Raw genomic sequence first — 21,440 nt, forward strand, 5'->3', positions numbered from 1 at the left:
GCGTCGGAACCAGCCGAGCACATACGCCGACAACCCGGCAAGAACGGTAGCTGCTTGATTGACTCGCAGCTTGCATCCGGCATCAACGGAATCGTTCGGATGACGCGTAGAGTCTCGTGTGATGGTAACTGCCGGTGACCAGCACCGATCCATCGGTCAACAACGTGGCCGCATGCATCGATCGTGGATCGCTCATATTCGCAATCGCAGCCCAGTTCCCGGTGGCCGGATCAAAAATCTCCGCCGACGTACCATTCCCGCTGTAACTGGCGTCGTAGTTGCCCGTCACGACGACACGCCCATCCGGCAGCCCGGTGGCTTGAGCTTCAACACGCGGCATGACCATCGGCCCCGTCAGTGTCCAGGCCCCGGTCACCGGATCATACTGCTCAGCAGTAAGCGAAGCACTCGTTCCGCCTGCCACCAGTACCTTGCCATTCGGCAGCATCGCCGCGGTCGGGCTGGATCGCTTGACATTCATATCGCGAGCAAGGGTCCACGTGCCACTGCGTACATCGTATAGCTCGGCCGTCGCCGTGATGCCGGCCGGACTGCCCCCGCCCGCCACCAGCACTTTTCCGCCGGGCAGCAACGTTGCGATGTGATGCGCCCGCGCGACATTCAGACTGCCGGTGGTCGTCCACGTCCCGCTGACTGGATCGAACAACTCGGCCTCGGCAACGTAGGTGCCGAAATCGCCTATCTCGATGCCGCCAACCACCAGGACCCTGCCGTCCGGCAACAGTGTCGATGTCGCCTTACTTCGCCCACGCTTCATGTGGCCGACAGGGGTCCACGTACCGGTTGACGGATCGTACAATTCCGCCGTCCTTGTCGTGGTCCCACCGGCCACCAGCACCTTGCCATTCGCCAGCCTGGTTGCCGTGTGTTCGGTGCGTGAGGTCTGCATTTTTCCTGCAAGCGCCCATGCGCCGTTTACCGGGTTGTATCGCTCGGCCATGTCAACCAGCCCGCCCGTACCCACTCCACCCGCCACCAGAACTTCACCGCTGGATAGCAACGTTGCCGTATGCCAGGCCCGCGCCTCGAACATGCTGCCGCCAGGCACCCATTCACCACTCGTCGCCAAGATCACCGAAATATTCAGTTGTGCCTGTATCGTGCCCGCGCCGTTGCTTCCCGAAATCAGGAATGTCATCGGGCCTTGAGCACGGGTCGGTGTCCCGCCGATCGCGCCCGTCTGCGCGTTCAGACTCAACCCTTCAGGCAATGCCGGGGATACCGCGTACTGCGTAATGCTGCCGCCCGCCGACTTCGGCACATTCGGCGCAATCACCTGGCCAACTTTATAAGTCACGGTCTGGTTTGCATACTCGAGATGCAATGGCGGGACCACTGCCTCTCGCACTTCGAGCGTGAACTGTGTCGTTGCGTTGCCTGCGCTGTTGCTGCCGGTCACCCGGTAAGAAGCCGGGCCGGTGGCTGCCGTTGGCGTTCCCACGATTGCGCCGGTCGCCGGATCAAGTGCGAGCCCGCTCGGCAATGGCGGCGATATCGTGAATTGCGCCGCCCCGCCGCCAGATGTGACGGGGACGATGCCCGTGACGGCTTTACCGGCGGTGAGGATGATCGCTTCGTTCCCGTAGGCAATGGCTGCGGGAGCAACGGTAAGCGGCTTCACCTCTATCTGCATCCGCGCCGTGACACTTCCCTGAGCGTTGTTTCCCGTCACCGTGTAAATTTCGCTCGACGCAACCGTGGACGGTACACCGCTGATGACGCCAGTGCGCGGATCTTGTACAAGTCCGGCTGGTAGCGCCGGCGATATGCTGTATATGGTAATCGCGCTACCACTACTGGACGGGGTATTCGGCGTGATGCTTTCACCGACTCGATATACGGCGACCGGCATGAGGTAGGAAAGACCGGCCGGGGAAACGACTGCACTGTCCGTTGTACGCGACACGTTCTGGTCGCCGGACCCGTCGCCACCACCACACCCCGTCAGCGATACGGCAAGCACCAGCCCGCATGCCGGCCAAAGTTTTCGTCCGATTCGAATCATGACCCTGCTCCCCCGCGAATGAACGCACGCTCTCATTTATTTAGTTTTACAGATGAATTGAAACTGTTTTTCGCACCGGAAGCAACCGATGCAGCCTCTCTTCAGGACACGCAATTTTGACGAAATGCCGACGAAGATTACCAGATATTTTCAAGAAGATTTCTTCAATAAATGTCAAACGGCGGGATGCCCGCTCACCAAGAATCGTCCCCTCGTCGACGAACATAAACGCGGCATCCCGCGGCCGGCATCCCGAACGGGATCGACCGCCGCCAGGCCCGGCGATCGTTCACGCAAGCCGCCTGGTTGGTGCAAAGACCTGGATGCAGAATCCACCTGCTGCTCAGTCGATCGGTCAATTCCGTACAACGAAAGCTCACACCGCAGTCAGGCCACTTCCGCCGCAGGGAAATCCCTGCACCCACCCGCCGGATTCGCCGCGCTCGAATCGACACTTCGGAAACGCTCAATTGGCTTGCCGTTGACATGCTCTTACCCTGTCCGTCACGAATCGGATTCACTCGAATCCCGCGGACAGGCAGCAGCAAGCGACATCGGTTTCCCCTGATCAAGCGGCACACGTTTCCTGCTCCCGCAGGTCGTCTTCACGGGCAAGGTGCGATACCGCCAGTCAACCCGGATGCCGATTCCGCGACGTCTTCTTCCTGATCGCCGTTCCGGTTCGTCCGCGCGTGGTCGCAAGCGGGCATGCGGCTCGGCCTCTCCCGATCGCCTGCCCGACGCGCACCCGCACGAAACATGTCAAGCGAGCGTGACCGTCATCGGCACGTGCCTGCAAAAAACGGGCTGCACCCGCGGTGTCGCGAGCAAGACCGTCGCGCCCGTGAGAACCCGGAAGGTCCGCCTGGCAATAAAACCGATACAACAAAGGTAAGGAGACAACGTGAGTCAAGCAACGCCGCAGGCCCGAAGCCGTCTATTCGTCATCTTTCTATGTTTCCTGACGCTCGTAGCCGATGGCTACGATCTCATCGTCTACGGTGCAACCGTTCCGCATCTGCTGAGTGAACCCGGCTGGCGCCTGAGCCCGGCCGGCGCGGGCATGATCGGAAGCTGGACCCTGGTCGGCCTGATGGTCGGGCTGGCGGTGGCCGGCCCACTGACCGACCGCATCGGCCGGCGTCGCCTGCTGATGACGGGCGTCCTGTGGTTTTCCGTCGGCTCGATCGTCTGTGCGCTCGCCACGTCGCCGACCTTCCTGGGCGCCGCCCGCTTCGTCACGGGCATCGGCATGGGCGGCGTCGTGCCGTCCGCCGTCGCGATGTCGGTCGAGTACGCCCCCAAGGGCCGACGCCAGTTGTACAACGCGCTCACGCTGACCGGCTATTCGGTGGGCGGCATCGTGAGTGCCCTGGTCGCCATCGCATTGCTGCACGACCATGGATGGCGCACGTTGTACGCGATCGGCGCGTTCTATGCGGTGATCCTGCCGATGATGGCCTTCTTCCTTCCCGAATCGGTGGACTTCCTGGTCGATCGCGGCCGCGTCGACGAAGCACGCACGCTCGCGGCCCGGTATTCACTCGACTTCGACCAGATCCTGCAGGACAAGCAGGCACAGCAAGCGTCGCAAGACGGCGCGCAGGCAATACGCGGCTACCGGCTGGTGCTGTCCCGCGAATTCCGCACCACCGCGTTGCTGCTGGTATTCATGACGTTCTGCGTCCAGGTGATCACCTACGGGCTCAACGCGTGGCTGCCGCAGCTGATGCGCTCGGCCGGCTATCCGCTCGGGTCGTCGCTGCAGTTCCTGCTCGTGATGCAGTTCGGCGCGGTCGTCGGCATGCTCGGCGGCGCGTGGCTGGCCGACCGGTTCGGCTCGAAACGCGTGATGTTTCCGTTCCTCGTCATCGGCGCACTGTCGCTGGTCGCACTGAGCCAGAAGCTCGATTTCGCGTGGCTGATGCTCGCCGTGTTCGGCGCCGGGCTGGGTTCGATCGGCACCAGCAGCCTGATCTACGGCTATATCGCCGCGCACTTCCCGACGGCGTGCCGCGGCTCGGCACTGGGCGGCGCGCAGGCCATCGGGCGCTTCGGCTCGATCCTGGGCCCGATGATCGGCGGCTGGATCGTCGGCGCGAACCTCGGACTGCACTGGAATTTCTATGCGTTCGCGATTCCCGCCATCATCGCGGCGACCGTCGTGCCGCTGATTCCGTCATCGCAATAAGACCCCCCCCTCATGGAAATCTACGACTACATCGTGGTGGGCGCCGGCTCGTCGGGCTGCGTGGTCGCCAGCCGGCTGTCCGAGGACCCTGCCGTGCGCGTGCTGCTCGTCGAAGCCGGCCCGGACATGAACAACTTCTGGGTACGCACGCCCGCCGGTGCAGGCAAGCTGTTCATGAACAAGCGGTTCAACTGGGCGTTCGATACCGAGCCGGTGCCGACGCTGGGCGGCCGCACGGTGTACTGGCCGCGCGGCAAGGGGCTCGGCGGCAGTAGCGCGATCAACGGCATGATCTACATGCGCGGTCAGCCGAGCGACTTCGACCATTGGGCCGCACTCGGCAACGACGGCTGGGGCTGGAACGACGTGTTGCCGTATTTCATCCGGTCGGAAACGAACCAGCGCGGCGCGAATGCCTATCACGGTGGTCAGGGCCCGTTGCACGTGAGCGATGCGGCGATCACCCATCCGACCGCCGACGATTTCATCGCCGCCGCGCAACAGGTGGGCATTCGACGCAGCGACGATCTCAACGGGCCACCGCACGAAGGAGTCGCCTATCGGCAATACACGATCCGCAACGGGCGCCGCCATACGTCGTACAACGCGTTCATCGAGCCCGTTCGCCATCGCCGCAACCTGACCGTCCGCACCGGCGTGCGCGTGACGCGCGTGCTGCTGGAATCGGGCCAGGCCACCGGCATCGAGGTGCTCGACAACCACGAGCGGCGCCGGATCGTCGCCACGCGGGAAGTGATCCTGTCGGGCGGCGCGCTCGCGTCGCCGCATCTGCTGATGCTGTCGGGCATCGGCGATGCCGACGCGTTGCACTGGCACGGGATCGCCGCGACGGTCGAATCGCCCGACGTGGGCCGCCACCTGCAGGATCACTGGTTCGGCTCGTTCGCGTGGCGCGTCACGCCGGAAAGCTCGTACAACCACCAGCTGCGCGGGCTGCGGAAGTATCTGGAAGGCGCGCGCTACCTGCTTACCGGCGGCGGCTATCTCGCGATCGGCGCGGCGCCCGTGACCGCCTATGCGCGCAGCGAGGCCGGGCGTCCGGAGGCGGACCTGCAACTGACGGTGAGCCCGATGACGTTCAAGTTCGATGCGTCGGGCGACCCGGTCGTCGACGACTATCCGGCCATCGGCGGGTCGATGGTGCTGCTGACACCCGATTCGCGCGGCCATATGGCGCTGAAGTCGCCCGATCCGCTGCAGGCGCCCGCGTTTCATCCGAACTACCTGAGCGACGCCGGCGACATTCGCCGTTCGCTCGCGGGCTTGCGGATGCTGCGACGCATTGCCGACGCCGCACCGCTCGCGTCGCGGATCGTCCACGAGCTCGCGCCCGGCGCCGCCGTCACGACCGACGAACAACTGCTCGCGCACCTCAAGGCGAACGGCAACAGCGGCTGGCATCAGGTCGGCACCTGCCGGATGGGCGTCGATGCGCAGGCTGTCGTCGACCCGCGGCTGCGCGTACGCGGCGTGGCCCGGCTGCGCGTCATCGACGCGTCCGTCATGCCGCGGATCGTGGCCGGCAACACCAACGCGGCCTGCATCATGATCGGCGAGAAGGGCGCCGACATGATTCGCGCGGATGCCACCGCGCCCCGGGCCGTTTCCGTCTGACTCCACACACCAGGACGACCTCACCTCTCATGCAAGCAAACGACCGAACCATTCCGCTGGACCATCCCGACTGCTTCTACATCGACGGCCAGTGGACGCCCTCGCCTTCCGCCGAAACCTTCGAAGTGCTCGACTGCAGCACGGAGCGCGTGGCGGCGCGGGTGGCACGCGCCGACGCGGCCGTCGCCGCGCGTGCGATCGATGCGGCACGCCGCGCGTTCGACCAGGGGCCGTGGCCGCGCATGACGCCGGCCGAGCGGGCCGCCTATCTGGAACGGATCGCGCAACGCCTCGAAGCGGCGAACGACGAGTTCGCGCGCGGCTGGAGCATCGAGTCGGGCATCCTCCAGCGGATCGCGAAGCCGCGCATCGGCCAGTTTCTCGGCGCGGCGTTTCGGCAGTACGCGGCCATGGCCGACACCTATCCGTTCGTCGAGCCGCACCGCTCGGTGACCGGGCACCAGGCGTATGCCGTCAAGGAAGCGGTGGGCGTCGTCCTCGCGATCGTGCCGTGGAACGGTCCGGCCGCGCTGATCGCGTACAAGGTCGCACCCGCGCTGCTCGCGGGCTGCACGGTCATCATCAAGCCGTCGCCGGAAGCGCCGACTTCCGCGTACCTGTTCGCGCAGATCTGCGACGAGATCGGCTTGCCGCCCGGCGTCGTCAACGTCGTGACCGCCGATCGCGAGGTGTCCGAGGCGATGGTGCGAAATCCGTCCGTCGACAAGATCACCTTCACGGGTTCCACCGCAGCCGGCCGCAGCATCAGCGAGGTCGCGGCCGGGCGGATCGCGCGCGTCACGCTCGAACTGGGCGGCAAATCGGCGGCGCTCGTGCTGGACGACTACGACATCGACGCGGCCGCGCAGGTGCTCGGCAAGTCGTACTTCAGCTACCTGACCGGGCAGGTCTGCCACAGCCTGACGCGCATCATCGTGCCGCGTGCGAAGCACGACACGATGGTCGACGCATTGAGCGAGGCCGCGCGCGCGATGGTGCTCGGCGACCCGTTCAGCGACACCACGACGGTCGGCCCGCTGGCCACCGCGCGGCAGCGCGACACGGTCGAGCACCACGTGGCCAAGGGCATCGCCGAAGGCGCGACGCTCGCCGCCGGCGGCGCACGCCCGCGCCATCTGTCGCGCGGCTTCTTTTTCGAGCCCACGGTGTTCGCCAACGTCGACAACCGGTCGACTCTCGCACAGCAGGAAATCTTCGGGCCGGTGCTGTCCGTGATCGCGGCGGACAGCGAAGCGCATGCGATCGAACTCGCCAACGATTCCATCTTCGGCCTGAATGCGGTGGTGTTCACGTCCGACACCCAGCATGCGTTGCAGGTTGCGCGGCAACTGCGTACCGGCACCGTGGGACACAATGCGTCGCGCACGGACTTCTCGATCGGCTTCGGAGGCTTCAAGCAATCCGGTATCGGGCGCGAAGGCGGCGTCGAAGGGCTGAATGCGTTCGTCGAATCGAAGACGATCGTGCTCGATCAGCCGCTTGCGTAGTCCGCGCCGAAAGCTCGAACCGCCTGGTCGACGCGGTCGAACAGGCGGTTCAGGTTCAGGTCTGGATTGACGCACGCAGGATGCCTGTCCTTCCCGAGGCCCCGTGCTGCGCTAACCCGCGCGGCCGGGGCCTTCCGCATTTCGTCATGCCACGGGCGTGTCTTCAGGCAGGTCGAGCAATTGCTCGATCAACGCACGCGCGATCGGGTTCAATTCGCGACCGCGTGCCGTGGCGACCTGGACGCGGCGCACGGCCCACGGCTCCGCCAGCTCCAGCACCGCGACCCGGCTGAACAGCTCATGGCTCACCATGCATTCCGGCTGGACCGTCACACCGAGCCCGGCCTGCACCAGGCTCACGGCCACGCCGGTGCTGCGGACGTCGTATCGCGGCTGGAAATCCACGCCGAGCCGACGCGCCGCCGCCCGGATCGCGCCGACCATCGCCCCGACGACGATCAGGTTCTCCGACAGCAGATCCTCGGTCGTGACGCTCGTGCGCGTGGCGAGCGGATGCCCCTGCGGCACGACCGCGATGAGACGATCCTCGCGATACGGCGTGACGTCGACGCCGCCGAGATCGAGCGCGTGAGCGGCCGCGAATACACCGACGTCGACTTCGCCGCGTGCGACCGCCTGCACGATGCCGGCATTGTCGAGCTCACGCACCACGATATTGACGAGCGGATACGCACGCTGGAATTCGCCGATCTCGCGCGCAAGAAACGGCACGATGATCGAGCGCGCCGACGCGATCGTCAGCTCGCCCCGCATGCCGTCGGTAAACGCCGCGATCTCCGAGCGCATGTCGTCGAGGTTCGCGAAGATCCGCCGCAGATAACGGACGAGCACCTCGCCCGCCGGGCTCGGCAGCACCCCTTTCGGGCTGCGTTCGAGCAGCTTGATGCCCGCGATGTCCTCGAGATCCTGGATCCGCTTGGTGGCCGTCGAGGCGGCCACGTTCTCGCGAATCGCCGCCAGGCCGATCTGTTGCTCCTCGACCGCCGACAGGAACAGCTTCAACGTCAACAGATCGACCTGCCGAATCAGGTGCAGGCGATTGAAAGTACTCATGTCTCCCCTCATGCACGTCTTCAGGACGTCGGCGGACGGTGCGGCTGTCGCCACGCGTCGCGCGAGCGCCCTGTCAGGGTCATCCGATGCAATCCAGGACCGCGGCGCCACTCCAGGCCTCCGGGACACTGGCATTCGATACCGATCGCGCACTGCCGGCCACGCAGTGCGTCGCGTCAACGTGCGACTCGCCGGCACCTCGACGGTGCCGGCGATGCACGCCCGGTGGATCGACTATCAGGTTCTCGTCCGGCCCCGGATCGCGCGAACACGGTCGCACCGGCGACGATTTTGTGGCTGTCGACCGCCGCCGACCGCTACCGCGCTATGCGTGCCGGCTCGCGTTGAGCAGCGCTTCGAGCGACGGATTGTCGGCGCCGATCTCCCTCGCCGCATGCAAGGGCGGGGTACGCTTGCCGTCGAACGACAACGGCAGCCCGACCAATCCGATCTCGTCGTCCGACGGCTTTTCGATGATGCCGAGCGCATGCGTCTGCGCATGGTCGACCACCTCCGCCGTCGTCTGGATCGGCGCAACGGGAATGCCGGCAGCCTGCAATCGCGCCTGCCACACCGCGCGGGTGTCCGTCGACAAACGTTCGCCGATCAGGCGATCGATCTCCGTCCGGTTCTTCAGCCGCGCCGCATTGGTCGCGAACCGGTCGTCGAGCGCCCACTCGGGGCGATCCAGCGCCGCGCACAGCTTCGCGAACAGCGTGTCGTTCGCCGAGCTGACGATCAGGTGACCGTCCGTGGTCGAATACGCGCGGTGCGGCACGATGAACGCGACGCCGGAACCGTGGCGGCCGCCGGTGTCGCCGTCCGCGTTGTAGTTCGCGATGCTGACGGTCATCCACGCCAGCGCGGTTTCCAGCAGCGAACCGTTGACGGTTGCGCCGCAATGCTTGACCTGACGGCGATACAACGCGGACAGGATGCCGATGACGGCCCACAGCCCCGAACCGAAATCGACGATCGACACCCCGGCGCGAACCGGCGACTGCCCTTCTTCGCCGGTAATGCTCATGATCCCCGAGAACGCCTGCATCAGCGGATCGTAGCCGGGCAGCGTGTTCATCGGGCCGAGATGGCCGAACGCACCGATCTCGCAGTAGACCAGTTCCGGCTTGGTCACGCGCAGGCTGTCGGAATCGAGACCGTATTCGGCGCTGGAGCCGGGTCGCAGGTTGTGCAGGAAGACGTCCGCCCGCTCCGCGATCAGCTGGTGCAGCGTCTCGAGTTGCTCGCGGTCCTTGATATCGATGCAGATCGCGCGCTTGCCCCGATTGAGCCCGTGATAGGCAGCGCCGCTGCCCTTCCATTCGCTCGGCCCCCAACCGCGGGCCGAGTCGCCCGTCGGGCGCTCGACCTTCCAGACTTCGGCACCCAGCGCCGCCAGGACCCTTCCGGCGAACGGCGCCGACGCGCTATCGCTCAGTTCGACTACCACGACACCCGACAGCGGCAGATCGCGTAACATGTCGCTTCTCCTGATTTCGTATTTATTGCGGTTGCGGCACGCCGTCCGTTTCGGGCGCAACCACGCCGCCCGAACGCAGCATCCCGTCGATTTCGTTGCGCTCGAAGCCGTACTCCTCAAGCAGCGCCACCGAGTGCTCGCCCAGACGCGGCGCCGGATAACGCAGCGCCGGTGCGCTCTCGCTCCATTGCTGCGGAATGCCGAGCGTACGAATCAGCCCTTCCGACGGGTGCTCCTGCTCCGCGAAGAACCCGACCGCCGTCATGTGCGGATCGTCGATCAGCGTTTCGGGCGTATTCATCTCGATCACCGGAATGTCGGCCTCGGTCAGCGTGTTCACCCATTCGGCCGTGGTCCGCGTCTCGAACACGCGCGCGAGAAATGCATACAGGTGCGCGATGTGCTCGGTCCGACCGCCGATGTTGTTGAAGCGCGGGTCCTCGGCCATCTCGGGATGCCCGGACAGCAGGAAAAAGCGCTTCCAGTGATGGTCCGCATAGACGTTCACGCCGATGTAGCCATCGCGCGTGCGATACGGGCGCCGGTCCGGATTCATCATCCGCGCATAGCCCCAGTCGCCGAGCGGCGGGACGAACGTGTGTCCGTACAGGTGATCGCCCATCACGAAATGCGCGAAGGTCTCGAGCATCGGCACGAACACCTGCTGGCCGACGCCCGTCTTCTCGCGCCGGTACAGCGCCATCGCCACCGCGTTGCTGGTCGCCATCCCGACTACCCGATCGGCGATCGCGCTCGCGACATAGGTCGGCGGGCCATTCTTGCGGCTTTGCAGTACCGGCATGCCGACCGCGGCCTGGATCAGGTCGTCGTAGGCCGGGCGCGACGCATACGGGCCGTTCTGCCCGAAGCCGAAGGCGCCGCAGTAGATGATGCGCGGGTTGAGCTTGCGCACGTCCTCGTACGCGATGCCGAGCTTCGCCATCGTGTGCGGCCGCATGCTGTACAGCAGCACGTCGGCGGTTTCCGCCATCCGCTTCAGCGAAGCGATGCCGTCCGGGTGCTTCAGGTCCAGCACGAGGCTGCGCTTGTTTCGATTCAGATGCAGGAAGATCGGGCCCATGCCGGGATGCCGGCTCGGCCCGATGTTGCGCGTCGTGTCGCCGTCGCGCGATTCGATCTTGCACACGTCGGCGCCCATGTCCGCCAGCAGCAGCGAAGCGTAGGGGCCCATGAAGTTCGACGTCAGGTCGAGCACGCGTACACCGTCGAGTGGTCCGGCCATGTCAGCCTCCGTCGACGGATTGGGAATGCAGGTTCACGATGTCTCCTCCGTGAATGAACGGCCGTGCGGGCGCCGGTTGTTCCGGCGCTCCGCGTGGGCCGTCAGGATGCCGACAGGACGAACACCGGCAGTTTCTGTTCACCTCGCTGGATGATCCGCGCTTCGACGCGCTGGCCGATCCGGATCGCGTCGGGCGCTTCGTCGATCTGCGCGAACAGGTAGTAGCCTTCGTCCATCCGGATGAAGCCGACCGTGTACGGGACGATGTCGGCCCAGACCGGCGTCGGCCCGCGCATGATCGTGCTGTGCGAGTAGATCTCGCCACGGCCCGACGCTTCGGTCCAGTTCAGCGACTTCCCGCCGCAGTGCGTGCAGAACGAATGGGCCGGCCACACGGCCTCGCTGCAGTCGGCACAACGCTGGTAGGTCAGCCTGTCTTCGGCCAGTGCGTCCCAGTAGGGTTGGGCGTCGAGCAGCCGGTACGGCTGCGGCCAGGCATTCGGCAAATGGGTTTCGGTCATGGATGCTCCCGATCAGGGTTCACGTTGCGGACGACAGCAGCAGCACGGCGCCGGCGGCCAGCATCCCGCCCGCGCCCTGCACCAGCACGGTTTCAGGACGACGCGACGGCGCCAGCCCCAACGGTTGCCCGCGCAACTGCCTGACCGCTTCGACGATGCTGTCCATGTTGCAGGAAATGCCGGGCTGCCCGAACGACAGCCAGCCGCCGTTCGTGTCGGTCGGCAGGTCGCCGTCGACGCCCGTACGGCCTTCGCGATAGACATCGATACCGCGCCCCTTCTTCGCGAAGCCGAGATCCTCCATCACGATCGGCCCCATGTGCGCGAAGTTCACCGAGAGCTGCGCCATGTCGACGTCGGCAGGCGTCAGCCCCGACATCGCATAAGCCTGGCGCGCCGCCTCGGCGGTGGCCGTGGTCGTCAGGTTCGGCAACGCACCGATGCTGTCGAACCGGCACGCGCGCAGGTTCATCCGGTCGGTCAGGTATTCGTGCGTCGTCGCCGATCCGTAGCCCATCAGGTACACCGGATTGCGCGCGTGGCGTGCATTCTCCGGCGACGTCACGACCAGCGCGCCGCCCGTGCCGCCGCCCCAGGTCGAACACATCCAGCGGCGCAGCGGCGTCGCGACGTACGGCGACGACAGCACCGCCGCACGATCGATCTCGCCGAACTTCGCCTTCGCCGCATGCGGGTGATGGCGGCCCCAGCGCTGGTTCGCGATCGCGACATCGGCGAGGTCGCTTTCGGTGATGCCGAACTCGTGGAAGTAGCGCTGCGCGGCCTGCGCATAGAGCGCCGGAATCGTCGGGCCGTACGGGACCTCGAACTGCGGATCCGCATCGGCCTCGGCGCCCATCGCGACCGCGTCGACGAACAGCTCGGTCGCATCGCTCTGCAGGCACAGCACGTATTCCGCGCGCCCTGCCGCGATCATCTGCGACGCGATCGCGAGCGTCGACGTCAGGCCCGCGCCATGCATCGTCAGCTCGCTGGTGATCGTCACCGGCATCTGCATGTGCGAGATGAAGATGTTGCTCCACTGGGAGCGCTTGTCGGCCCACGGCGAACGGCCCGTGAACACCGCGTCGACCTGGTCCTTGCCGATGCCCGCGTCGGCGAGCGCATTGAGCGTCGCCTCGGCGGCCAACTGCAGCGGGTCCTTGCGATTCGCGCGCGACGCATAGGCATCGCCCATGCCGACGATCGCCGCAACCGGACGGGGAGTCATGGCCATGCTCCTCAGACCTTGAAGTCGGGTTGCGCTTCGGCGATCAGTGCGTCGAGATCGGCACGCTTGCGCAGCATCAGCAGGCTCCATTCGCTGCGCTGCAGGACTTCGCCGCGCTGGTTGTACGCCTGGATCAGCATCGTGCCGACGCCGAACTTGTCGTCCTTCTCCTTCTTCGCGATCACCTCGGCGCTGGCGTAGACCGTGTCGCCGATCTTCACCGGGTTCAGGAAGCGCATCTTGTCGACGCCGTAGTTCGCCTGGATCGCCGGGCCGAACTGCAGCAGCCCCGAGATCAGCGAGAACGTCAGCTGGCCCTGCACGATGCGCTCGCCCCAGCGGGTCTTCGACGCGTATTCCTTGTTCGAGTGGATTTCGATCCAGTTGCCCGTGAACATGCAGAACATCACGACATCGCTCTCGGTCACGGTGCGACCATTCGAACGGAACTTCGTGCCGATTTCCAGCTCGTCGAGCGGAATGTTGACGCTGTTGTTGATGACGCTCATTACTGTGTCTCCGGTTGAATTGGGATGGTGGCGGGCACCGCGTGCCCGCGCGCTTCGTTCGAGGGAAAAGCGTGACCGTTACTGACGCATCGACTTCGCGATGATCGTGCGCTGGATCTGCGACGTGCCGCCGCCGATGGTCGACTGGATGCTCTCGCGCAGGTAGCGTTCCATGTCGGCTTCCGGCAGGTTCGCGTAGCCGCCGAGGATCTGCATGCCGGCCAGCGCGCATTCCTTCAGCGTTTCCGAGCCGTACAGCTTCGCCATCGACACTTCACGGCTGCACGGCACGTGGTCGGCCGCGAGCTGAGCCGCGCGATAGCAGAGCAGGCGCGCCGCATCGACCTTCGTCTGGCAGTCGGCGAGCAGGTGGCGAATCACCTGGAAGTCGTAGAGCTGATGGTCGAACTGGATGCGGTCGTGCGCGTAGCGCGTGGCGGTCGTCACGGCCTGCTGTGCGTTACCCGTGTATGCCGCCGCCACCGCGCAGCGTTCGAGTTCGAGGTGTTCCGTGATGATCTTCCAGCCCTGGCCTTCCTCGCCCAGCAGCGCATCGCCCGGCACGCGCACTTCGTCGAGGAAGATCTCGGTCGTGCCCGTTGCGTGACGCGACAGCGTCGGCAGCTTGTTGATCACCATCCCCGGCGTGTTGTTCGGGATCAGCAGCACCGACAGGCCCTTGTGCTTGTCGTCGGTGCTCGTGCGCACCAGCATCGCGATCACGGTGTCCTTCGCTGCCGCGCCGCTGCACCACAGCTTCTGGCCGCTGACGATCCAGTCGCCGTTGGTGTCGCGGCGGGCGCGCGTCTTCGTGTTCGCGGCATCCGAGCCTGCGTCCGGTTCCGAGATCGACACCGAGAAGCGGATCTTGCCGTCGATGAACGGCTGCACGTATTGCTTCTTCTGTTCGGGCGTGCCGAACTTGATGATGTTCATCGCGGTGAACGTCGGCACCAGCACCGAACACGCGAAGTCGAAACCGAACTTGCCGAGGCCTTCGGCCATCAACGAGTAATCGAAGATGTCGCCGCCCGAGCCCCCTTCGGATTCCGGAATGAGGATGCCGAGCCAACCTTGCTTCGCAATCTTGTCGTACGCCTCGTACGGGTAGTCACGATTCATGTCGCACTTGCGCACGTATTCGACCGTGATCTCGTTGTCCATGAACTTGTTCACGGTGTCGAGCCACATCGTTTGCGATTCGTCGAGAAAGTTAGCCATGTGTCTTCGCTCCAGTTGTTGGCGTCTGCTCAAGCAGCCGCGTTGTTCGTCGTGGAATGAGCTTAGGGCTTCGAGCCTGGCAAACCAACTGACCATTTCTGAAGTGCCGATTCGGAAATCCCGAAACCCGCAATGGCCTGCAAAAGCAATGGCGGCCGCTATTTCGGCCACGAACCGGCGCGCAAAATAAAACGCCGCGCAGGGCGAAACATCGCCCTGCGCGGCGGTCGTTGAAGCCGGTGTGAAAAGTCAGCGAGACGCTCGCGTGCCACGCAAGCGTCGATGACAGGCAGCGCTCACGTCATGCGATCGCGCCGGCCTCCCGTAGCGCGGCCAGTTCGGCGGCGGTGAATCCCCAGTCGCCGAGGACTTCGTCGGTGTGCTCGCCGGGCAGCGCCGGCGACGATTGAATTTCGCCAGGTGTCCTGCTGAAGCGCGGCGCAGGGGCCGGCTGGACCACGCCATCGCGCTCGATGAATGTCTGCCGCGCACGCAAGTGGGGATGATCGGGCGCTTCCGCCATCGACAGCACCGGTGCGATGCAGACGTCGCGCCCTTCGGCGAGCGCGCACCATTCGTCGCGCGTGCGCGTGCGGAACAATTCCGCAAACTTCGCATGGACTTCGGGCCATCGCGAACGGTCGTGTTGATCCGGCATCTCTTCTTCGCGCAGGCCCAGCATCTCCAGCGTATTGCGCCAGAAACGCGACTCGTTCGACCCGATGCTGATCCAGCGCCCGTCGCGGGTTTCATACACGTTGTACCAGGGTGCACCGGAGTCCAGACGATTGCTGCCGCGCTCGTCCTTCCAGTAGCCGCTCGCCAGCATGCCGTAGAAGAGCGTCATCAGCGACGCCGAACCATCGACCATCGCCGCGTCGACAACCTGCCCCTTGCCCGACCGCTTGCTTTCGAGGATCGCCGACACGACGCCAAGTGCGAGATACAGCGAGCCGCCGCCGAAATCCCCGGCCAGATTGAGCGGAATCACCGGCGGGCCGCCGGCCGTGCCGACCGAATGCAGTACGCCGCTCAGCGAGATGTAGTTGATGTCGTGGCCCGGCGCCTGCGCGAGCGGCCCCTGCTGCCCCCAGCCGGTCATCCGGCCGTAGACGAGCGACGGGTTCGCCGCGAGGCAGGCCTCCGGCCCGAGACCGAGTTTTTCCGCGACACCGGGGCGAAATCCTTCGACGAGCGCGTCGGCCTGGCCGACCAGCTTCAGGATCGCCGCAGTCGACTCCGCTTTCTTCAGGTCGAGTGCGGCACTGCGCCGGCCGCGGTTCAGCAGGTTGAAACGCGGGTCACCGGGCTGGCCGCCGTCATAGCCGGGCGGGCGGTCGATACGAATGATTTCGGCGCCGAGATCCGACAGCAACATGCAGCAGAATGGCACGGGGCCGACGCCCCCCAGTTCCACGATCCTGATACCGGCAAGCGGCCCTTTTGCGCTGTGCATCCTGATTGTCTCCATGAGCGTGTTGTTCAGCTTCGGCGCGCCGGGCATCGTGCGTGCGGCACGCGGACGCCATCGTGTGATCACCGATCCCGCTACGTGATGGATCGCGCCGCGCGGCGCCCTTTGCGAAGTGTCGACCCGTGCGCCGCGCTTTTCCGCCGAGCGCGCAACCGACGGGAGAGGGCAACCTCACGCGCGAACGCTTCTTGCGAGCCCTTCGCCGATGGTTCGGGTTCGAGAGGCACCGATGCTCAGCACGCGCTGTCCCGCGCGGCCCGTCTCCCTCGTTCGCTTCTCGTGTCGGATCGGCGTCGCGGTTTACATGCCGAGCGGTTTCACGACATCGCCACACGCGCCGCATCGCAAACGACTGTGGAATCCGCTGACCATTTCATTGTGGGATCTAGGCTACCGTCGTCGATTCCTCGATCCAATTGATCATTTTCGAAGTGCCGCCTTCCCTGCGTCGAAACGGCCGGCAACGCGCGGCACAATGGCGGTCGGGCAGTGAATGACCAAAAGGGTGTGGTCGAACGGTCGATCGGAGGGCACGGCGGCCGCGATCCGCAGTGGCGGCATGGCTTCCATGGGAATGACACGTCGACGATGCCGGCGGCGACCCCGCACATGGATTTCGAAGTACGGAATCGATGCGTGTTAACCCTTGATCTCGCGAGAGGGCAGGCCGAATATCCGTCGGATTTCGCCCGGAGTCCAAGTGTTCCATCAGCCTCACATCGGGGCCACGCCCCATGCGCGCGTCCTGCCCCCCACCCGATTCGCCCGCCGGCACAGACCGCCGGCGCGCACGCCCGAGGGTGCCGCGTCATGAAACTCACGCCCGCCCGCGCCCGCCTGTTCACGCTCAGGCATCTGCGCAGCGATCTGCTGCCGTGGGCGATCGCGTTGTCCGTCGGCATCGACTACTTCGACAACTCGATCTTTTCGTTCTTCACGAGCTACATCGCGGGCGGCATCAATGCGTCGCCGGACGAACTGGTGTGGTCGTCGACGGCCTACGCCACCGCTTCCGTGCTCGGCATCGTGCAGCAGCAATGGCTGATCGAGCGCCTCGGCTTCCGGCGCTACCTGAGCGGCTGCCTGCTGATGTTCGCGGCCGGGTCGCTCGCCGCGTCGCTCAGCGAATCGTCGATGGCGCTCGCGATGGCGCGCGGCTTCCAGGGCTATTTCATCGGACCGATGCTCGGCACCTGCCGCATCATGCTGCAAACCGGCTTCACACCCGAGGAGCGCGCCCCCGCCACGCGCATCTTTCTCGTGATGATCCTGCTCGCCAGCGCGCTCGCACCGATGGCGGGCGGCTATCTCGTCGCGCACTTCGACTGGCGCGCGCTGTTCCTGTGCTCGACGGTCGGCGGCGCCGCGCTGTCGGCGTTCACCTTCCTCGTGGTGCCGCACATCGGCCGGCGCCCGATCGAGCGGCGCAGCGACACCCATCTATGGCCGTATCTGGTGTTCGCCATCGCGCTCGGCGCACTGCAGATCGTCGCGCAGCAGTTGCGCTTCGAGGTGTTCAGCACCACGCCGCTGATGCCGCTGGCCACCGTCGCCGGGCTCACCGCGCTCGGCTGGTTCGCGTGGCACCAGTGGCACGATCCGCGCCCGCTCCTTCGCGTGAATGCGCTGCGCGAAGGCCCTTTCCGGCAAGGCATCGTGCTTTACGCGTTCTACTACTTCATCAGTAATGCGATCGGTTTCCTGATCTCGCGGCTGCTGCAAAGCGGGCTCGGCTATCCGGTGGAAAATGCGGGCCGCCTCGTCGGGCTCACTTCGCTCACGGCGATTCCGATGGCCATCGCGTATTTCAAATACGCGCGCCTCATCAAGCGCAAATGGCTGATCGTGCCGGGCTTCGCGATGGCGGCCGCGATCGGCATCTGGGTGCTCAACCTGCCTCCCGACGTCAGCATGGGCTGGCTGCTGCCGCCGCTGGTGTTGCGCGGCTTTCTGCTGATGTTCATCGCGCTGCCGACCGCGAGCGCCGCGTTTCAGATTTTCTCGAACGACGAATTCACGCACGGATACCGCTTCAAGAACGTGGTCAAACAGCTGGCCTACTCGCTGTCGACGGCGACCTTCATCATCGTCGACCAGCATCGCACGGCCGTGCATCAGACGCGCCTCGTCGAGTTCGCGAACCCGTACAACCCGGTGTTCGTGAACACGCTCGACACGATGACGCACGCGTTCGAGGCGCAGGGGATGGGGGCAGCCGAGGCGCGCGGCCTGTCGCTGGGCCAGATCGCGCATATGGTCGCGCACCAGGCCAGTTTCTTGAGCGCGCTGGACGGCTTCGAGATGATCGTGGGGCTGGCGCTGGTGGGCGGAACGATCGCGTTCGTGCAGCGGCAGATTCGCTAGCCGCACAAGGAGGCAGGTACAACCCGCAGCGAACCGACTCGCGGGAATGCGACGGCTTGTCCGAAGGCCGCGCCGGAAAAATCAGATCTCGTCGGAAAACTCGTCGAGAAAGCGCCGCAATCGATCGCGGCGAATGATCGCCATGCGCGTACCGGTGACGGTCTGAAACCCGGTTGAAAGCCGCAGCAACTTCGTGCGAAAGTGATCGATCGCGAATCGCGTGTCGTCGAGTGGCCGATCCGATGCGTGCGGATCGGCCGGGTCATACAACGCGCTGCCCATCCGGCCCGCGACGTAAAAACAGCGCGCCACGCCCACCATGCCGATCGCATCGAGCCGGTCGGCATCCTGCAGCATCCTGGCCTCCAGCGTCTTCGGCGCGATACAAGCCGAAAAACTGTGCGCCTCGACCGCGTGTGCAACCGCGTCGATCTTCGCGTCCGGCCAATCCAGCGATTGCAGCACCTGCCGGGCCTTTTCCGCCGACAGCCGCGATGCCTGCGCGCGAAGCGGGGAATTTTTCTCCACCGCCACGCAGTCGTGCAGCAATGTCGCCGCAAACAGCACTTCGGCGTCGCCGCCCTCGTTCGCCTGGATCGCGGCCGCGTTCTTCCACACGCGCTGCAGATGCGACGTGTCGTGGGAGCCATCGCCATTGGCATCGCTCCAGTGAGCCAGCAAGGCCTTGGCCAGATCCTGAAAGGGGGCGAATGCAGGGAAAGTCATCGGGGAAAGCGGTCGAGGTCGGGATGCCGATTATCGCCGCAAGCGCCGCGCGGCACACGCTCCGCAATCCGATCCGCCCTTGATTCCGGCAGATCAAGCAAACCGTTACCTCCGACGGAACCCGGTTGGCTTATAGTGCGGGTTGCCGATTCGACGAGGAGCGCTGCAATGACACTGCTGGCCAATGGTCCGTTTGAAGTGAAGCTGAATCCGGAATCCCTGAGTCCCGTCGCGGAACAGACCGGGCTCGGCCGCATGTCGCTGGACAAGCAGTATCACGGCGACCTGGAAGCCGTCAGCCAGGGAGAGATGCTCGCGTTTCGAAGCAGCGTCCAGGGCTCCGCCGGCTATGTGGCGATGGAAACCGTGCAAGGCACGCTGGGCGGCCGCCACGGCAGTTTCGTCCTGCAGCACAGCTCCACCATGACGCGCGGGCAGCCGCAGCAGTCGATCACCGTCGTGCCCGATTCCGGCACGGGAGAATTGGTGGGGCTCGCCGGCTCGATGATCATCAACATCGACAACGGCCGGCATTCGTACCGTTTCGACTACACGCTGCCTGACTCGCCCCGGTAAGCCGACTCACGGGGATGCGGCGACTTCATCGTGCGGGCGCGCTGGTGCAGTAACGCGCCCCGTGCAGCATCCACCTGCCCGATACCCCGGCGATTGCGCTTCGACGAAGGCATTGCCGGGTTCGCTCATGACCGCGTCGATGCGTTCGACTGCGGCGACGCGATCAACTCGCCATCGCCGAGCCATCGCACCGCGATCGACACGCATTCAATTCCACGCATGGCGAGCCGGCCGCACACCATTCAGGTAGTAGTTGCCGACGAGGTGATATTTCCAGCGCACCGGATCGTGCAGCGTATGCGTGCGCGCATTGCGCCAGTGCCGGTCGAGGTTGTGCTCGGCCAGCGTCGACTGCGTGCCGGCCAGCTCGAACAGCTTCTCGCCCGCGAGCAGCGCGACTTCCGTCGTCAGCACCTTCGCCTCGCCCACCGCCACCGACGCGCGCGCGACATCGTCCTCGGTCACGTTGCCGCGCGCCGCGATCTCGTCGAGCGTACGCGCCGCACGCTCGAGCAACGCCTCCGCCGCATGCAGCTGAATGTGCAGATGGCCGATCTCGCGAATCGTCAGCGGATCGTCGGCTGCCCGCTCGACGCCGCTGTCGACCCACGGCCGCGTGCGCGAGCGCACGAACGCCAGCGTATCGTCGAGCGCGGCCTTCGCGATGCCCGCGTCGATCGCGGCCTGGATGATCTGCGACAGCGGGCCGTTCAGCGTCGGCAGATCCGACACGCGCTGGGCCGGCAGCACGTGCGATGCTGGCACGCGCACGTTGTCGAGCACGACGGTGCCGCTCGCGGTGGTCCGCTGCCCGAACCCCGACCAGTCGTCAATCACGGTCAGCCCGGGCGCAGGCTGGCGAATGTACGCGAGCCACGCGTGGCGTTCGTCGTCGAGGCCGAGCACCGGCACGTAATGCGCGAACAGCGCCCCGGTCGAATAGAACTTGGTGCCGTCGACGACGTAATCGTCGCCGTCCCGCCGCACGCGCGTCTTCAGGTCGAGCACGTGCTTCGTGCCTTTCTCCGAAAAGCCGTTGCCGAACCGCTTGCCGCTCAGCACTTCCGAGAACAAGTGGCGCTTCTGCGCGTCGTTGCCGGTCAGCGTGATCACGTCGACCAGCCCGAAATGATTCTGCGGCAACTGCCCGAGCGACGGATCGGCCGCCGCGACGATCTTCACCACCTCCGTCAGCGTCACATGCGACACGCCCGCGCCGCCATAGGCCTTCGGCACCGTGATGGCCCACAGCCCCGACTGCGAGAACCATTCGATCTCGTCGCGCGGCAGCCGGCGCTCCCGGTCGCGCTCGGCCGCGCCTTCCGCGAGCCGCTGCGCAAGGGCATGCGCGGCCGCGATGGCCTGCGCATCGTCGGCGATCACGCGGGCCGCCTGCGGTTGCGTATCGGCCGGCCGTTCCTGGATCGTGGCGCTCGTCTCTGACATCGGGCTCTCCTGCTGATTGACGGAAACGTTCAATCTAGCAGCGCGTCGCACGCCGGCAAACCGAGCGATTCGCACAACGATATTCCTTCGCATGACAAACGATACGGTTCGCTGCCCGCAAGCAACCGCGCGTCAGCATCGACATCGACGCTCCAGCATCGACGCCTCGCCCGCGTAATGCCCGATGGCGATAACGATGTACGAATCCGTTATTG

The 21,440-nt window shown here is 65.5% G+C and carries 17 protein-coding genes; 5 read left to right on the forward strand and 12 right to left on the reverse strand.

The features are described from left to right. Nucleotides 1–82 precede the first annotated feature (82 nt). Nucleotides 83–2,026: a putative Ig domain-containing protein gene (locus tag G3N99_RS01985; RefSeq protein WP_174982608.1), complete on the reverse strand. Its 1,944-nt coding sequence runs from the start codon at nt 2,024–2,026 to the stop codon at nt 83–85. A 904-nt stretch (nt 2,027–2,930) separates the two neighbouring features. Between G3N99_RS01985 and G3N99_RS01990 the strand changes: the two genes are divergently transcribed. Genes G3N99_RS01990 through G3N99_RS02000 form a run of 3 tightly spaced genes read left to right on the forward strand, consistent with a single transcriptional unit; the run spans nt 2,931 to nt 7,360 of the window. Then, nucleotides 2,931–4,217 carry an aromatic acid/H+ symport family MFS transporter gene (locus G3N99_RS01990; protein ID WP_206121504.1) on the forward strand — a complete coding sequence of 429 codons (1,287 nt, stop codon included), beginning with the start codon at nt 2,931–2,933 and terminating at the stop codon, nt 4,215–4,217. A 12-nt stretch (nt 4,218–4,229) separates the two neighbouring features. Then, nucleotides 4,230–5,852, forward strand: coding sequence for a GMC family oxidoreductase N-terminal domain-containing protein (locus tag G3N99_RS01995; protein ID WP_206121505.1), 1,623 nt, complete (start codon nt 4,230–4,232; stop codon nt 5,850–5,852). Between the two features lie 29 nt (nt 5,853–5,881). Further along, nucleotides 5,882–7,360 carry an aldehyde dehydrogenase gene (locus tag G3N99_RS02000; protein WP_206121506.1) on the forward strand — a complete coding sequence of 493 codons (1,479 nt, stop codon included), beginning with the start codon at nt 5,882–5,884 and terminating at the stop codon, nt 7,358–7,360. A 144-nt stretch (nt 7,361–7,504) separates the two neighbouring features. On the opposite strand, the gene G3N99_RS02005 is transcribed toward G3N99_RS02000, so the two are convergent. From G3N99_RS02005 to G3N99_RS02045, 9 genes are all read right to left on the reverse strand, one after another. Then, entirely contained in the window at nt 7,505–8,434 is a 930-nt protein-coding gene (locus G3N99_RS02005; RefSeq protein ID WP_206121507.1) for a LysR family transcriptional regulator, read from the reverse strand. Between the two features lie 325 nt (nt 8,435–8,759). Continuing rightward, nucleotides 8,760–9,914: a CoA transferase gene (locus G3N99_RS02010; protein ID WP_174939223.1), complete on the reverse strand. Its 1,155-nt coding sequence runs from the start codon at nt 9,912–9,914 to the stop codon at nt 8,760–8,762. Nucleotides 9,915–9,936: 22 nt separating this feature from the next. Continuing rightward, entirely contained in the window at nt 9,937–11,157 is a 1,221-nt protein-coding gene (locus tag G3N99_RS02015) for a CoA transferase (protein WP_206121508.1), read from the reverse strand. A 101-nt stretch (nt 11,158–11,258) separates the two neighbouring features. Beyond that, the gene (locus G3N99_RS02020) at nt 11,259–11,678 is read right to left on the reverse strand and encodes an OB-fold domain-containing protein (RefSeq protein ID WP_174933543.1); all 420 of its coding nucleotides are present in this window, start codon (nt 11,676–11,678) and stop codon (nt 11,259–11,261) included. A 19-nt stretch (nt 11,679–11,697) separates the two neighbouring features. Beyond that, entirely contained in the window at nt 11,698–12,915 is a 1,218-nt protein-coding gene (locus tag G3N99_RS02025; protein ID WP_206121509.1) for a thiolase family protein, read from the reverse strand. Between the two features lie 5 nt (nt 12,916–12,920). Next, the gene (locus G3N99_RS02030) at nt 12,921–13,418 is read right to left on the reverse strand and encodes a MaoC/PaaZ C-terminal domain-containing protein (protein ID WP_011350178.1); all 498 of its coding nucleotides are present in this window, start codon (nt 13,416–13,418) and stop codon (nt 12,921–12,923) included. A gap of 78 nt (nt 13,419–13,496) precedes the next feature. Then, a complete protein-coding gene (locus tag G3N99_RS02035) occupies nt 13,497–14,639 on the reverse strand; it encodes an acyl-CoA dehydrogenase family protein (protein ID WP_011350179.1) in 1,143 nt (380 codons plus the stop codon). Nucleotides 14,640–14,940: 301 nt separating this feature from the next. Next, nucleotides 14,941–16,095 (reverse strand): CaiB/BaiF CoA-transferase family protein, encoded by a 1,155-nt coding sequence (locus G3N99_RS02040; RefSeq protein WP_206121510.1) that lies wholly within the window; start codon nt 16,093–16,095, stop codon nt 14,941–14,943. Nucleotides 16,096–16,533: 438 nt separating this feature from the next. Further along, nucleotides 16,534–16,683, reverse strand: coding sequence for a hypothetical protein (locus G3N99_RS02045; protein WP_206121511.1), 150 nt, complete (start codon nt 16,681–16,683; stop codon nt 16,534–16,536). A 240-nt stretch (nt 16,684–16,923) separates the two neighbouring features. On the opposite strand from G3N99_RS02045, the gene G3N99_RS02050 reads away from it, so the two are divergent. Next, nucleotides 16,924–18,477, forward strand: a complete 1,554-nt coding sequence (locus G3N99_RS02050; RefSeq protein WP_174982593.1) for an MFS transporter — start codon at nt 16,924–16,926, stop codon at nt 18,475–18,477. An 81-nt stretch (nt 18,478–18,558) separates the two neighbouring features. On the opposite strand, the gene G3N99_RS02055 is transcribed toward G3N99_RS02050, so the two are convergent. Further along, on the reverse strand, nt 18,559–19,203 hold the full coding sequence (locus G3N99_RS02055; RefSeq protein ID WP_206121512.1) for an HD domain-containing protein: 645 nt from the start codon (nt 19,201–19,203) through the stop codon (nt 18,559–18,561). A gap of 168 nt (nt 19,204–19,371) precedes the next feature. On the opposite strand from G3N99_RS02055, the gene G3N99_RS02060 reads away from it, so the two are divergent. Then, nucleotides 19,372–19,779, forward strand: coding sequence for a DUF3224 domain-containing protein (locus G3N99_RS02060; RefSeq protein WP_206121513.1), 408 nt, complete (start codon nt 19,372–19,374; stop codon nt 19,777–19,779). A 207-nt stretch (nt 19,780–19,986) separates the two neighbouring features. On the opposite strand, the gene G3N99_RS02065 is transcribed toward G3N99_RS02060, so the two are convergent. After that, nucleotides 19,987–21,225: an SfnB family sulfur acquisition oxidoreductase gene (locus G3N99_RS02065; RefSeq protein ID WP_174939207.1), complete on the reverse strand. Its 1,239-nt coding sequence runs from the start codon at nt 21,223–21,225 to the stop codon at nt 19,987–19,989. Nucleotides 21,226–21,440: the final 215 nt, after the last annotated feature.

The sequence above is a fragment of the Burkholderia sp. Ac-20392 genome (genome assembly GCF_017104585.1).
Classification (GTDB): domain Bacteria; phylum Pseudomonadota; class Gammaproteobacteria; order Burkholderiales; family Burkholderiaceae; genus Burkholderia; species Burkholderia lata.